Origin of the sequence: Kitasatospora sp. NPDC049285, from assembly GCF_040678815.1 — a bacterium.
In the GTDB taxonomy this organism is placed as follows: Bacteria; Actinomycetota; Actinomycetes; order Streptomycetales; family Streptomycetaceae; genus Kitasatospora.
Genome location: NZ_JBFAQR010000047.1, coordinates 1 through 14,955, shown reverse-complemented (window position 1 = coordinate 14,955; position 14,955 = coordinate 1). Strand labels below are relative to the sequence as shown.

Sequence of the window (14,955 nt, the reverse complement as noted above, 5' to 3'; positions counted from 1 at the left end):
CTGCCAACCTCACTGTCTAGGACGTTGAGACCGGCACCGTGCGTGGGGCGGCCCCTGAACTGCGACGCTACCAGCCGAACCAACCGGCAACGGTCTTGCCCACGTTCTGGCCGACGCCGGAGCCGATGATGCCGCCGACGATGGCACCGACCACCGGAGCCGCCGGCGCCAGCGGGCCGAGCAACGGGGCCACCGCCGTGCCCATCTGGGCACCCGCGATCGCACCGCCGATCCCGCCCACGAAGCCGCCCGCATCCTTCGCGGCCGTCTTCGCCTTCTGGCCCTCCGGTGCCGTCGCCACGTCGTAGACGTCATAGGCGATGGCCGCACCGGTCGCGGCCCGGCCGCCCCACTTCAGGACCGGCCCGACGTACGGCTTCGCCAGCTCGACCCGCTCCCAGAACGTCGTCTCCCGGTCCGTGAAGCGCGGCCAGACGGGCTTGCCGTCCTCCCCGGGGAAGACCTTCACACCCGCCGGGTACTGGGGCGGCCGGCTGGCCGACTGGCAGTTGCCGCAGAGCGGCTTCTCGACCATGTAACGCATCTCGGTGCTGCCGTCCTGCATGGTGACCTCACGCGTCATGAGCACCTTGTCCTCGGGCGTCAGCTTGTCCTCCTTGACCCACGAGACGGCCTTGGTGAACCTGGACTCCGGGTCACTCTGTTCGAGGCCCAGCTTGTTGCAGGCGTTGACCTCCGCACAGTTGCCGTCACCGCGTTGTGCCGCGGAGACCTTGCCGGTGTTCATGTTGTACGACCCGGTGATGGTCTGCTTCTTGCCGAAGTCCTTCGTCGACATCGCCAGCGCGTTGCGGGCTTCGACCGCCTCGGCCAGCAGCGCCTCCTCGTAGGCGTACTCGAGCAGCCAGCGGATCATCCCCCACACGCCGAGTCCGCCGAGCGTCCCGGACGCCGTGCTCCCCGCCTCGATGTCGTCGGTCCGCAGGCCGCTCGGATCGCTGTGGGTGACGGGGTTGCTGCTCGCGTAGGTGTAGCCGCCGAGCTGTTGGGCGTCGCTGGCCTCGAAGACCGGGTCGACGCTGATGAACCGTCCGGTGAGCGGGTCGTACTGCCGCACGCCGAGGGTGGTGAGCCCGGTGGTGCCGTTGGTCGGCGCGTTGAGGAAGCCGCGGTTGTCGAACCAGGAGACCGAGGCCCCGCGCTGCCCGCCGTACGGGGTGAACTGACGCCACGTCGGCGTCTGCGCAGTGCTGTCCAGGCTCAGACCGGACGTCCCGTGCGGGTCGGCGATCTCGAACCGGTAGTTGGTGCCGAACCCGGAGCGCACCGCGGTTCCGCCGCCCGGCAGGGTGGTGTAGCGGGTGCCGGTGACCGCGCCGCCGGACAAGGTCAGCTGCTGACCCGGCAGGTAGAGGACGGTCGAGCTCGGGTCCTTCTGCATCAGCACCTGGCCGTCAGGGCTGTACACGTAGGTGGTGTCGCCCGTCGTGCCGTGGACGGTGTTCAGGCGTCCGGCGTCGTCCCAGCTCAGCGTCTGCGCCCCGTTGCCGGGGGTGGTCCGCTGGGTGGTGTTGCCCGACGTGTCGTAGCCGAAGGTGGAGCCGTTGCTGCTGGAGGTCAGGGTGTGCGCCTGACCCTTGCCGTTGCCGTTGTAGGTGTAGGTGGTGGCGACATCCGCGCCGCCGGTGGTGGAGTGCTCGGTCTGGCCGATGCGGTTGCCCAGCGCGTCGAACTGCCAGTCGGTCCAGTACGCACCGCCGCCTATCGCGTCGCCCACCTGCGAGTGGTTGAGCGCGGTCGGCGCCAGGGCGCAGGAGTCGGTGGCCGTCCACGCCTGGGTCAGCCGGTCCAGCTGGTCGTAGCTGAAGCACTGCGTCTCGGTCGTGGCGCCCAGCCGGGTCGACGTCTGACGGACCGTGTTCCCCGCCAGGTCGTAGTCGTAGTGCTGCTTGTCGACGTCGCTCGGCGTCCCCGTGTTGGAGCGGGAGGTGAGCTGGTCGGTCAGCTGACCGGTGTGCGGGTCGAAGGTGTTGGTGATGTACGCCAGGTTCGAGCCCGTGCCCAGCGTCGACTGCTCGATGCGGCCGAAGGCGTCGTAGCTGGTGCCCTGCGTGTAGCCGGTGGTGCCGGAGGTGGCGCCGTTGGGCAGGTCGAACGCGGTGGCGTACGTCCGGGTGACGGTCTCCAGCGGAAGACCGCCGCCGGCCGGGGACTGGTCGGTGTAGGGCAGCCCCTTGATCGTCGTGTAGACGTGCTTGAAGGTGTAGCTCTTCGCCAGCAGGCCCTCGGTGGACGGGATGGTGATCGTCTCGCCCGTCGACTTGCCCATCGTGGTGAAGCCGGACGCCTGCGTGGTGTACGCCTGGCCCTTGTCGTAGGAGGTGGCCGTCGTCGGCTGACCGATGGCGTTGGTGACGCCCGCGACGTTGTTGTCGTTGTCGTACACCCACGCGGCGAGCTGGTTCGCCGAGCTCTTGGTGGCGTAGGTGGCAGCGAAGGTCCCGGTCTTGCGGTTGAGCGCGTCGTAGGTGGTGCTGACGCTCTTTCCGCGCGAGTCCGTGGTCTGCACCAGGTTGCCCACGCCGTCGTACAGCATGCTGCTGCCGCCCGCGTCGGGGTCGGTCTTCGCCGTGGCCTGGCCGAGCAGGTTGTTGGTGGTGGTCCACACCGAGCCGTTGGCGGTGACGGTGCTCTGCTTGCCGTGCCCGTCGAAGCCGTAGGTGATCGCCTGACTGGTGCCGCCACTTACGCTGTAAGTGCCGGTGAAGGTGTCCGCCGGCGCCGTGACGGTCGGACGGACGCTGTAGTCGTCCAGCTCGACCGTGCGGCCCAGCGGGTCCTTGACGGTGGTCTTCACCGTGCCGCCGCTCGGCGGGATGACGATGGTGCGGTCACCCGCGAAGACGGTGGTGGTGACCTCCTTCGGCTGCGCGTACTGGTACGAGGTGTCGACGATCGTGCGGCCCATGCCGTCGTAGGTCGGCACGCTCTGGTTAGGGATCGTCGAGTCCTGCGGCACCGAGGCGACCGACAGGGACGGCGAGTTGTTCGGGTCCCAGTACGCGTTGTTCTTCTTCCGGACCCAGCCGCGCGAGTCGTAGAACGACTCCGTGATCAGGCGTCCCCCCTTCGGCGTCGGCGCCTGCGTCTGCCGCACCCGGCCCAGCGAGTCGTTGATGCTGTACGAGGTCACGTAGCCGAGCGAGTCGTTCAGCGTCTGCGTCGTCGTGCCCGACACACCGGTCTGCGAGACCGTGTAGGTGTACAGCAAGTTGGCCGGGTCGCTCGTCACCCGGTTGTTCTGCCACACCGAGGTGAGCCGGCCCAGCGCGTCGTAACGGGTCGTCGCCACCACACCGTTGAGGTCCGTCGCGGTCAGGGTGAGCCCCCGGGCGGGTGTCCGCGTGCTGGACGCGGTCTGGCCCTTGGCGTTGGTCTCCGACTCCGCCGTGGTCAGGCCGACCGCGTTGACGGTGTAGCCGTTGGTGGAGAAGTTGCCGTTGCCGTTGTAGGTGACCAGCGGACGTCCGTAACCGTCGTACGTCGCACGCTTGATGGTCTGCCAGGCGAAGGCACCGCCGGAGTAGTCGGAGGCCTTGCGCTCCATCGTGATGTTGCCGACCGTGGGCGCGTTCGCCTGCGGGAAGGCCGTCGAGTAGGTCGCGTCGTCGTAGAAGGTCTGCGACGCCGAGACCACCTGCGCCGGACGGTTCACCGAGGACGGCGCACCAAGCGTGTTGTACGAACCCGGCACCGAAGGCTTGGCGCCCTGGGTGAACCCGGAGCACGCGACCGAGTCGGTCTCCTGGGAGGCCGCCAGGCCGACCAGGTTGAGCGCGGTGTTCGCCGGGGCGTACGTGTTCGTGGTGCAGGTGTCGTAGGCGGGGTCGACCGGCACGGTGTGCGTGTACGTCGCCGTCATCGCACCGAAGTTCACGTCGCCTGCGACCGCGTTGTAGGCGTTGTCGGACTCGGTGTACCGCCAGGTGGTGGAGCCGCTGGACGTGACGGCCTGCCGGGTGAAGGTCTCCGCCGGCTTCACGGCGTTCGCGGTGAGGTCCGGCAGCCCGCTCCGCGTGCGGGTCGCCGTTGCGGGCGAGACCCAGTACGAGGTGACGGTCGAGTTGACGGCCGCGCCGCCGTCGCCGTTGTACGCGGTCGTCTCCAGCTCGCGCCCGGCCAGTTGCCGGGCGTCGGTGTGCACGCCGCCCTGCGAGTCGGTGACGCTGACGCTGCGATTGCTGCTGGACGTGAGGTAGTCCCCGTCCATGCCGCGGTAGTAGTCGGTGACGGACTTGGTCTTGCGGTCGTTGGCGCCGTCACCGGTCCGGGTGATGACCGTGCCGTAGCCACGGAACTGGCCCCAGCTGCGGTACTTGGCCCGGACGACCTCGTTGTCGTCGTAGTGCCACGCGGCGCCGCCCGTGTACTCGTACGTGGTGGCCTTCTGCAGGGCGCCGCCGGTGGCGTCGGCCTCCAGCACCTGGGTGACCGCGTACTTCTGGAACCAGTCCGTGATCGGCGCGACATAGAACTTCGGCGTCCAGCTGACGGGGTAGCAGGAGTTGGTGTTCGCCGAGGCGTTGGCCGAGGCGACATACGACGCGGTGCACGGGTTGGGCAGGCCGTAGGTGATGCCGGTGACCGCGCCCATCTCGGTGGTGATCGAGGTCAGCCGGTAACGGAACATGCCCGGGTAGTTAGACGTGTCGACGCGGTTCTGCATCGTCGTGCCGCCGAACTTCACCGCGGGCAGGGTCAGGCTGCCGGAGCCGCCGGCCGAGGTGTCGTTGCCCGTGTGGGTGACGGAGGCCAGCCAGAGGGTCGGTGACGTGCCGTCACCGGTCGGGGGCTCGGTCTGCGCGAGGTCGTAGGTGTCGACCGGCTTGTACTGCGAACTCGCCGTGTCCCACTGCTGGGTGACGATCTGCTTCAACCGCACGGTCGAGAACATCGACGGCGACTTCGGCGAGCAGGTCGCACCCTGGTTGCAGATCAGGTCGAACGGCACGTCCGGATACTGGGTACCCGCGTTGGCGGCCGAGATCGGGTCGCAGGTGGTGGAGACGCAGCGCGAGCCGGTGACGAAGGACACCTGGTCGGGGACGGTGCCGTAGGCGCCGCCGTCCAGGAAGCCGTAGTCGATCCGGGCGAGGTACGAGTCGCGCACGTACTTCGTGTTCGACGCGCCGTTGTTCTGCCCGTAGTAGTTGGTGTCCTGGGTGTAGTAGTACGCCATCGCGGCGCCCCGGACGTCCTTCACGTAGTCCAGGTGCCACTTGTACGCCATCGTGCACACCGACGCGTCGAAGCCCGAGGCGTTGTAGCACGGGTCACCGGAGTGCGAGGAGTACACCGGCATCGAGTCGACCGAGTTGGTGACCGCCTTGCCCGACGACCACCCCGGCAACTGGTTGCGCCCGAAGTAGAAGACGGTGCCGGAACGGTCCGTGACCGTCCAGTAATCCGTGTTGTAGGTGCCCGTCCCGTTGTTGGACCCGGTGACGTGCGCGACCTTGGAGCCATCGTCGCTGCCCGGGGTGAACGTGCCCTTCGACGCGTCCCACACCAGGGACGTCGAGGAGCCGTTCAGCGACAGCGTCAGGACCTGACCCGCATAGCACTGGTCGCTGGTGGACTTCGGCGACGCCGAGCCCTCCGGGTTCTCCGAACACGGGGTGAAGGTCTGCTGGATGAACGAGTCCGGCGTCGACCAGCCGTCACCGACCCACGAGGCCTGCGCCTGCGTGCTCGCGGTCTTCCCGTCCACCACCGCCGAGTCGTAGGCGAGACTGACCTTGGGGACCAGCGGGCTCGACGCTCCGGGCGTGGTGACCGGGTAGGAGTACGTGAACGAGCCGGCCGAACTGCCGCCGGTCCACGAGCCGCTCGGGCTCAGGGTACTCGCCGCGTACGAACCCGCCGAGTCGTCACCTCCGGTCGAAGCCGAGGCCGCCAGCACCATCGGCGCGGACATGGCCGAAGCCTGCACCGCCGAAGTCGTGCTGCCGGTCCACACCGCCGGAACGACCTCCGACGCGGTCTCCGACGCGCTCGCCTTCACCGCGCCGGAAGTCCCAGCGCCGAGGTCGACCTCCGCCGACACCGACTTCCCCGCCGCGTCACGATCCGTCTTCAGCGGCGTCCGCACCTGACACGCCGCCACCTCCGGCGTGGTCAGCGCACACGCCGGCAGCGACACCAGCTGAAGCCGCGACGCGTAGTTGCCGCCCAGCGCCTCCGCGAACGCGGAGTAGTCGACGCCGACCCGCACCTTCCCGTGCGCGTCACCGCCGTCCACCGTGAACACCACGCCGGACACGCCGAGTTGAGCACTCTTCGCCTGGTCCAGGACCTTCACGTCCACACCCGGCGCAGCAGCGGAGGAATCCGCCTTCACAAACACCGGCGTCCCAGCGGCCTGCGACTTCGCACCCGGAGCAGCCGACGCCGCCCGACCGGAAGCCGCCTTCGGCCACGCCACCGCCTTCGGCTGGAAGGAACGCTTCGCGTCATCCTGAACGGTGAGCTTCTTCGGCTCCGCGTTCCGAACTCCCTTGACCGCGACCGCTCCCGCGGCCTTCGGCGCGACCAGGTCAGCGTGCGCCGCGAATGCCGGCACGGAGACCGCCGACGCGCTCAGCGTCACCGCGGACACTGCGGCCAGCCAGGCCCACCGTCTCCCCGCCGCCACCTCGAACAACCCCACGCGTGGCGGTCGTCCGCCACGTATGCCACCGAATCTGAGCATGCAGAAGTCACATCTCTGTTCTCGAGCCGCACGAAGGCAGCCCCCACCCCCGGTTCAAGATCGACCGGCTCGGCGACGACTATGTCAGGCGTGACGGAGTGCGGTCATCTCGGTACGGACGACCGGAGAACAGTTTGACGAAAACTTTACCATCCAAAGGCTTAACTTTTGACGGAGCGTCAGCGTCCGGCGACGGACGCCAGCTTCCGGGCCGCCCGGTAGTCCCGCATGAGCTGCGCGAACGTGGTGTGCCCCTGGGTGGTCCGGGCGAACGCCCGCCACGCCGGGTTCACCAGGCAGACCGCCGCGTGGAACAGGTGCGGCCGCTTTTCGAACGCCCCGAGCATCACCTTGCCCGCACGCATCTCCACGCCCAGCCCGGCCTTGATCGCGAACGCGTAGTTCAGCGCCTGGCGCCGCACGTCCGCCGTACCCGAGGCCTCGGCGATCTGCACCGCCCACTCGCCGGCCAGCCGGCCCGAGCGCAGCGCGTACGAGATGCCCTCGCGGGTCCACGGCTCCAGCAGTCCGGCCGCGTCGCCCGCGACCAGGACCCGCCCGCGGGAGAGCGGGGAGTCCTCCGCCCGACACCGCGTCAGGTGCCCCGACTCGACCAGCGGGGTGAAGCCGGACAGCCCCAACCGCCGGATGTAGGCCGCCAGGTACTGCTTGGTCGCCTCGCCCTCACCGCGCGCCGAGATCACGCCGACGGTCAGCGTCCCGGAGTCGGTCTTCGGGAACACCCAGCCGTACGAGCCGGGCAGCGGCCCCCAGTCCAGGTGGATCCGCCCCGCCCAGTACCGGCTCACCGACTCCGGCACCGGGATCTCCGCCTCCAGGCCGAGGTCGATCTGGTCGAACTCGACGCCGACGTGGCGGCCGATCCGGCTGGCCGACCCGTCCGCGCCGACCACCGCCCGGGCCTCCACCTTCCGCCCGTCGGCCAGCGTCACGAACACGGTCCGCGCGTCGCCGCCCGACTGCTCGACACCCGTGGCGGTCACACCGGTCACCAGCACCGCGCCGGCCTGCTCGGCGGCCTGCACCAGACGCAGGTCGAACTCGTCGCGGTTGACCACCCCGAACAGCATCCGCCGGGACCGCCGGGTGCGGGTGAACCGGCCGTTCAGCGCGAAGGTGACGGCGGAGATCCGGTCCTGCAGCGGCAGCTTGAACTCCGGCGGCAGGGTGTCGCGGGACGGGCCGATGATGCCGCCGCCGCACGTCTTGTACCGGGGGTGCTCCGCCTTGTCGAGCAGCAGCACCCGCCGCCCCCGGGACGCCGCCGCGTACGCGGCCGAGGAACCGGCCGGGCCGGCCCCGACCACCACCACGTCCCACACCCCGTCAAGCAGCTCCGCACGTTCGGCTTCTGCGTCGTCGTCCAGCGCGGCCGATGCCGTCTCCACCGCGTCCGCGGACGGCTCGACGGGCTCCAGGTCCTGGGTGCTACCGGTGTCAGTCACGGTCGCTCATCCTAATCGGCCGTCCCCTCTCCACGGCCAGTACCCGGCCGGTGCTTCTTTCCTCGTGCCGACTGCCGGACGTGATCACACAACCGCAGGTCAAGGCCTTGCCAACTGCCCGCGCCAGCCGCTTCAGTTGACCCCATGCCGCATATCGCCCTCCCCTCCCCCGCCCCCGGCGTCCGGGGCCTCTTCTCCGTCAAGCCCGAGACCGGCCGGCGCATGAACGAACTCGCCGAACAGCTGCTGCGCGGGAAGTCCCCGCTGACCACCGCCGAACGCGAGCTGATCGGCACGTACGTCTCCTCCCGCAACGAGACCCGCTACTGCACCGACGCGCACGGCGCGACCGCCGCCGAGCTGCTCGACGGCGACACCGCCCTGGTCGAAGCCGTCAAGGCCGACCTCGACACCGCCCCCCTCTCCGACCTGATGCGAGCCCTGCTCCGTCTCGCCGGCCAGGTCGCCGTCAGCGGACTCGCCGTCTCGCCCGAGGACATCGCCACCGCGAGGGCCGCCGGCGCGGACGACGAGACCATCCACGACACCGTCCTGATCGCCGCAGCCTTCTGCATGTTCAACCGCTACGTCGACGGCCTCGCCGCCATCACCCCCGACGACCCCGCCGTCTACCGGGCCACCGGCGCCTACCTCGCAACGAACGGCTACCTCGACATCTGAGAGTGACCTGCACTATCCAGGGGCTCGGGGAACGGCGAGGCGAGTGCCTGACGGTCTGAAGCCGGCTGAAGGTCTCAGGAGACCTCCATGCGCCCAGACCTCACAGCGCCCCGAAACCCCAACCGCCACGCACCCCCGCCGTTCCCCGGGCCCCTCAAGAGAGCCCCCACCGCCAGGCCCGCGCCGGCGCCGAAGCAGGCCTCGTCGATCAGGCCGCGCTCGCCGCGGGTCACGCGGTGCACCGCACCCACCAGCGCCGCCCCGCCCAGGATCGCGACGACCCGTCGGTCGGCCTCCCGCAGCGACGCTGCGTAGCGGGCGAGCACCGCCAGCCCCGCCACCGAACTGCCGTACTGCAGGACGGTGTAGAGCGGAACGCCGCCGACCCGCCGGGACAGCGCCGGTACGGCTCGCACCCCGGCTCGGCCCGCGTGCGTGAACGAGTCCCACACCAGGTGGGTGGCGGCACCGACCGCCACCGCCCCGGCCGCCCAGGCCACCTCTCCTCCGGAGACCGGCCCCCGTGGGACGACCCCGACCCATTCCCCGGGCAGCGCGGCGCCCAGCGGGGCCCGCCACACGCCGTACCAGGCGCCCACCAGCCCGGCGCCCAGCACGACGTCGAGGGTCCCCGCCGCCCACCAACGGTGCGTCAAGGCGCCGTACCGGTACGTCCCCCGGACCAGCGACTCGGCGAAGAAGGGCACGTCCGGCGCCATCGACCCGGCGACCAGCCCGGCGGCCACCAGCGCGCCGCGCCGCCGCGCCCGCCGCAACCCGGGCAGCACGGCGGCCACATGACTCAACGTGAACGGCATGGGCCCATCCTCACTCCCCGCCGCACTGCCCGCCCCCTGACACCCCGTCACCCTGGGGCGCTCAGCCCGCCACCACCCCGCCGCGGCCCAGCCCCGTCGCGGCGGGCACCCCGCCCTCCAGGTAGCGCAGTTCGCCGTTCGCGCGGGCCTCCATCGCGGCGGCCAGCCGTCTCATCCGGGCGGCCGGCAGCAGCCGCGCGGCCTCCCGGAGGGTGGCGAAGTGCCAGTCACGGAGTTCACCGGCGGGAAGGCGCAGGCGCAGCACGTCGGCGGGGGTGAGGCGGCCGCCGTCGTAGACGAGCCGCAGGCCGCCGCGGCCGCGGCCGCCGCCGGGTTCCCAGTCGACGGCGAGCAGCCGCAGGTCGTCCGGGGAGAGCCGCAGGCCGAGTTCCTCGGCGGCTTCGCGGACGGCGGCGGCGGTGGGCGCCTCGCCGGGTTCGACGACGCCGCCGGGGAACTCCCAGTCGGGCTTGTAGGCGGGGTCGACCAGCAGGACGCGGTCGCGGTCGTCGAAGAGCAGGACGGCGGCGGCGACGGTGTCCCCGTCGCCGCCTTCGCTGCGGACGATCTGGCAGCGGGCGCCGCCGCTGCGGACCAGCTCGGCGATGCGTTCGGCGGTCTGCCGGGGGGTCAGGACGCCGTTGTCGACCATGCGGGCGTCGCGGGCGAGCCAGCCGCGGGCTTCGGTGTAGGCGGGGAGGTGGTCGCGGCACCAGCGGCGGATGCGGGCGTTGGTCTCGGTGTCGCCGGGGACTTCCTCGCGGGTGGCGATCCGGGCGCGGAGAATCGTTTCGACCGGGTCGAGCACCACGTGGTGCACGGCGAGGCCGCGGCCGGCCAGCGAGCCGAAGATCTCGTCGCGGTAGTCCTGCCGGAGCAGCGTCATCGGGACGATCAGCGGCCCGGCCACCTCGTCCAGCAGCGCGGCCGCGGTCTCGGTGACCAGCCGCCGCCAGGCGGGCAGGTCCTGGTAGTCCGTCACCTCGGCGAGCCGCTGCGGCGGGAGCATGCCGCGCAGGGCGGCGCCCACCGTCTCGGGGTCGAACAGCAGGCTCCCGGGGAGCAGTTCGACCAGTTCCCGGCAGGCGCTCGTCTTGCCCGCCCCGAACGCCCCATTGACCCAGACGATCACAGCATCCCGCCCTCCACCCACCCCGGCACCTTCGCCGGGCAGCCCGGGGCAACCGGCCCCCACACCACACGAGTGGTACCCACTCCCCGCGGTCCTCAAGAGACCAATGCGGGGACCGGCCCGGCCCGGGGCTAGCGGAGGCCTTCGATCAGCTGCTTCTTCAGCACCTTTCCCATGGCGTTGCGGGGCAGTTCGTCCACCAGCAGCACCCGCCGGGGCCGCTTGTGGACGGAGAGCCGCTCGGCGACGAACGCGGTGAGCTGATCGCCCGTCAGCGCGGCGTCGGCGGGGATCACGTAGGCGACGACGACCTGCCCGAGGTCGTCGTCGGGGGCGCCGACCACCGCGGCGTCGGCCACGCCGGGGTGGTCGCGCAGCGCGGCCTCGACCTCGCCGGCGCCGATCCGGTAGCCGCCGCTCTTGATCAGGTCGACGGAGGCGCGGCCGACGATGCGGTGGAAGCCGTCGGGTTCGATCACCGCCATGTCGCCGGTGCGGAACCAGCCGTCGGCGGTCCAGGAGTCGGCGGTGGCCTCGGGCCGGTTCAGGTAGCCGTCGAACAGGGTCGGGCCGTGCACCTGGAGTTCGCCGACGCTCTCCCCGTCGGCCGGCACCGGTCGGCCGTCCTCGCCGGCCAGCCGGGTGCGAACCCCGTCGAGGGGGAGGCCGACCGCGCCGGGGCGGCGTTCGCCGTCGGCGCGGGTGGCGACGGTGATCAGCGTCTCGGTCATGCCGTAGCGCTCGGCGGGGGCCTGGCCGGTGAGTTCGCGCAGCCGCCGGAAGACCGGCACGGGCAGCGGGGCGCTGCCCGACACCAGCAGCCGGGCGGCGGCCAGGGCGCGGGCGGCGTCGGGGTCGGCGGCGATCCGGGACCACACGGTGGGCACGCCGAAGTACAGGCTGCCGCGGGCCGCCGCGTACGCCGCGGGGGTGGGCCGCCCGGTGTGCACCAGTCGGCTGCCGGTGCGCAGCGCGCCTAGCACGCCGAGCACCAGCCCGTGGACGTGGAACAGCGGCAGGCCGTGCACCAGCACGTCGTCGGCGCTCCACTGCCAGGCGTCGGCGAGGCCGTCCAGCCCGGTGGCGACCGCGCGGCGCGGGATCAGCGCGCCCTTGGGCGCGCCGGTGGTGCCGGAGGTGTACAGCACGAACGCGGGCCGGGCCCCGTCCGGCTCGGTCGCGCTCCAGGCCGCGGTCGGACGGTCCGTCAGCCGGACCGGAAGCTCCGTCAGCGGATGGCCCGTCAGCCCTTCGGCGGCATCGGCGAGTCCGGTTCCGGCGAGCACGGTGGCGCCGCTGTCGGCGAGGATGTGCGCCCGCTCCTTGGGTCCGGAGTCGGGCGGCAGCGGCACCACGGGGACGCCGGCCAGCAGTCCGCCGACCACCGCGACGACCGTCTCGGGCTCCGGCCGGGCGAGCACGGCGAGCGCCGGCGCCCCGGCCGCGCGTTCGGCCACCGCCCCGGCGGCGCCCAGCAGTTGCTCCCAGGAGAGGGGCCGCCCGTCCACCACGACCGCGTCCCCGCGGTCCCCGAATGCGCCGTCCAGTGCCGTCAGCAGTCCCATGGCGCCCGACTCTACGAGGTATGGGCCGCTCGCGCACCGACGCCGCGGTCACACCCCCGGACCTGCGGCCTTACCGAACCGCTCCGTGCTCTTTACCTGATCACGTGGCCGATCGGGGCCATGCCGACCGCCCGTCTCTGCTATGGCAGTGGCCCCCCGGGGCCGGTGGGATAGGGGCACCCCGGCCGTGCGGCCGGTTCCGTTTCTCTTCGAGGAGTCTCCTTGGGTATGCACCCCGCCACCGCGGGCCCCCGACGCTCCACCACCCTGCGCGCCCTGGCGCTGCTCGCCGTCGGGGCCACCGCCCTGTCGGGGGCGACCGCCACCGCGCAGGCCGTCGGCGCGTCCGGGCACCTGCCCGCCTTCCACCTGCGTCCCGCCTCTGCCGGGCACATCGACGCGGTGGGCCGGGTCGCCCCGATATCGACGTCGGACTGCGTCTCGCAGATCGGCATCCACTGCTACTCGCCGCTGCAGTACCGCAGCGCGTACAACCTGGGCCCGCTGTACCAGCAGGGCGTCACCGGCAAGGGCCGGACGATCGTGATCGTGGACTCCTTCGGCTCGCCGAGCATCCAGCACGACCTGGAGGTGTTCGACAAGCAGTGGGGCATCCCGGACACCCAGGTCGAGGTCGTGAAGTGGGGCAACGTCCCGGTCTTCGACCCGACCAACCCGGACCACACCGGCTGGGCCGGCGAGACCACCCTGGACGTCGAGTACGCCCACGCCATCGCCCCCGACGCGCACATCGTGCTGGTGGAGACCGGCGTCGCCGAGACCGAGGGCGTCACCGGCCTGCCGGAGATGATGGACGCCGAGAAGGCGATCATCAAGTCCCGCAACGTGGACGTGATCTCGCAGAGCTTCGGCGCCACCGAGAACACCTTCCCCGGCTTCGACCAGCACAACTTCAAGTCCATCGAGGACCTGCGGTACGCCTTCAAGTACGCGGCCGCCAAGGACGTCACGGTGCTCGCCGCCTCCGGCGACAACGGCGCCACCGACGCGATGGAGAACGGCAGCGACCTGTACCCGTACAAGGTCAACTCCTGGCCGTCCGCCGACCCGCTGGTCACCTCGGTCGGCGGCACCGAGCTCACGCTGGACGACAACGGCGTGCGCACCGCCCCGGACAAGGTCTGGCACGACGACTACGGCGCGGCCGGCGGCGGCGTCTCCGGCGTCTTCGAGCGGCCGTGGTACCAGGCGGGCGTGGCCAAGGTGACCGGCGACCACCGCGGCACCCCGGACATCAGCATGAGCGCCGCCGTGGACGGCGCCGCCTGGACCTACGAGTCCTACGACCCGACCCGGGTCGGCTGGCACCTGACCGGCGGCACCAGCGAGGCCACGCCGATCTTCTCCGGCATCGTCGCGCTCGCCAACCAGCTGGCCGGCCACCGCCTCGGCCAGCTCAACTGGCGGATGTACGGCCTGGCGCAGCTGCCCTCGCAGTGGAGCGGCATCACCGACGTCACCGCCGGCGACAACTCCTGGGACAAGGTGACCGGCTACCAGGCCGTCAAGGGCTACGACCTCGCCTCCGGCCTCGGCACCATCAACGCCGATCGCTTCGTCCGCGCCCTCTCCGGCCGCTGACGGACCGTCCGCACCGACGCGAGGGGCGCGGCTCCCGGTGATCCCGGGGGCCGCGCCCTTCGCGTGTCCCTGACCCGCGGTCAGCCGGTTCAGCTCTTGCGGGCCTTGACCTCGCCGGTGAGCTGGGGGAGGACGGTGAACAGGTCGCCGACGACGCCGTAGTCGACCAGGTCGAAGATCGGGGCCTCGGGGTCCTTGTTGATCGCGACGATGGTCTTGGAGGTCTGCATGCCGGCCCGGTGCTGGATGGCGCCGGAGATGCCCGCGGCGATGTACAGCTGCGGGGAGACCTGCTTGCCGGTCTGGCCGACCTGGTTGGTGTGCGGGTACCAGCCGGCGTCGACCGCGGCGCGGGACGCGCCGACCGCCGCACCGAGCGCGTCGGCGAGCTCCTCGACCACGCCGAAGCCCTCCGCGGCGCCGACGCCGCGGCCGCCGGAGACCACGATCGCGGCCTCGGTCAGCTCGGGGCGCCCGGAGGAGACCCGCGGGGTGCGGGCGGTGACCGTGGCGGCGTTGCCGCCGAAGGCGACCGTCACGTTCTCCACCGCGCCCGCGGCGGGGGCCGCCTCCGGGGCGGCGCTGTTCGGCTTCACGGTGATCACCGGCGCGCCGGTGGTCACCGCCGACTTCACCTGGAACGACGCGGCGAACACCGACTGCGTGGCCACGGGGCCGTTCGCGCCGGCCTCCAGGTCCACCGCGTCGGTGATCAGGCCCGAGCCCAGGCGCAGCGCGGTGCGCGCGGCGACCTCCTTGCCCTCACCCGAGGACGTGACCAGCACCGCCGCCGCACCCGCGGCCTTGGCGATCTGGGTCAGCGCGTCGACCTTCGGCACCACCAGCTGCGCGGCGAACTCCTCGCCGTCGGCGACGTACACCTTCGCCGCGCCGAACTCCGCGGCCTTCGCCGCGATCTCGGCGGCCGCCGCGCCCGCGCCCAGCACCACCGCGGACGGCGTGCCCAGGCGACGCGCCA

At 71.6% G+C, this 14,955-nt stretch carries 8 protein-coding genes; 2 read left to right on the top strand and 6 right to left on the bottom strand.

Features of this window, described 5'->3' with window-relative positions:
* Window positions 1–67: 67 nt before the first annotated feature.
* Window positions 68–6,322, bottom strand: coding sequence for an RHS repeat-associated core domain-containing protein (locus AB0K51_RS25310; protein ID WP_363459298.1), 6,255 nt, complete (start codon window positions 6,320–6,322; stop codon window positions 68–70).
* 569 nt (window positions 6,323–6,891) lie between these two features.
* On the bottom strand, window positions 6,892–8,100 hold the full coding sequence (locus AB0K51_RS25305) for a geranylgeranyl reductase family protein (protein ID WP_363459353.1): 1,209 nt from the start codon (window positions 8,098–8,100) through the stop codon (window positions 6,892–6,894).
* 222 nt (window positions 8,101–8,322) lie between these two features.
* On the opposite strand from AB0K51_RS25305, the gene AB0K51_RS25300 reads away from it, so the two are divergent.
* Window positions 8,323–8,859 (top strand): peroxidase-related enzyme, encoded by a 537-nt coding sequence (locus AB0K51_RS25300; RefSeq protein ID WP_363459297.1) that lies wholly within the window; start codon window positions 8,323–8,325, stop codon window positions 8,857–8,859.
* A gap of 74 nt (window positions 8,860–8,933) precedes the next feature.
* Here AB0K51_RS25300 and AB0K51_RS25295 read toward each other — a convergent pair whose 3' ends face one another.
* The 3 genes from AB0K51_RS25295 to AB0K51_RS25285 all read right to left on the bottom strand — a co-directional run bounded on the left by AB0K51_RS25295 (window position 8,934) and on the right by AB0K51_RS25285 (window position 12,374).
* Window positions 8,934–9,677: a DUF4184 family protein gene (locus tag AB0K51_RS25295; RefSeq protein ID WP_363459295.1), complete on the bottom strand. Its 744-nt coding sequence runs from the start codon at window positions 9,675–9,677 to the stop codon at window positions 8,934–8,936.
* Between the two features lie 61 nt (window positions 9,678–9,738).
* A complete protein-coding gene (locus tag AB0K51_RS25290) occupies window positions 9,739–10,809 on the bottom strand; it encodes an NUDIX domain-containing protein (protein ID WP_363459294.1) in 1,071 nt (356 codons plus the stop codon).
* Between the two features lie 131 nt (window positions 10,810–10,940).
* Window positions 10,941–12,374: an acyl-CoA synthetase gene (locus AB0K51_RS25285; protein ID WP_363459292.1), complete on the bottom strand. Its 1,434-nt coding sequence runs from the start codon at window positions 12,372–12,374 to the stop codon at window positions 10,941–10,943.
* Between the two features lie 222 nt (window positions 12,375–12,596).
* Between AB0K51_RS25285 and AB0K51_RS25280 the strand changes: the two genes are divergently transcribed.
* A complete protein-coding gene (locus tag AB0K51_RS25280) occupies window positions 12,597–13,976 on the top strand; it encodes a S53 family peptidase (protein ID WP_363459290.1) in 1,380 nt (459 codons plus the stop codon).
* A gap of 89 nt (window positions 13,977–14,065) precedes the next feature.
* Here AB0K51_RS25280 and AB0K51_RS25275 read toward each other — a convergent pair.
* Window positions 14,066–14,955: electron transfer flavoprotein subunit alpha/FixB family protein (locus tag AB0K51_RS25275; protein ID WP_363459289.1), on the bottom strand; the 890-nt coding region annotated here is incomplete at its 5' end.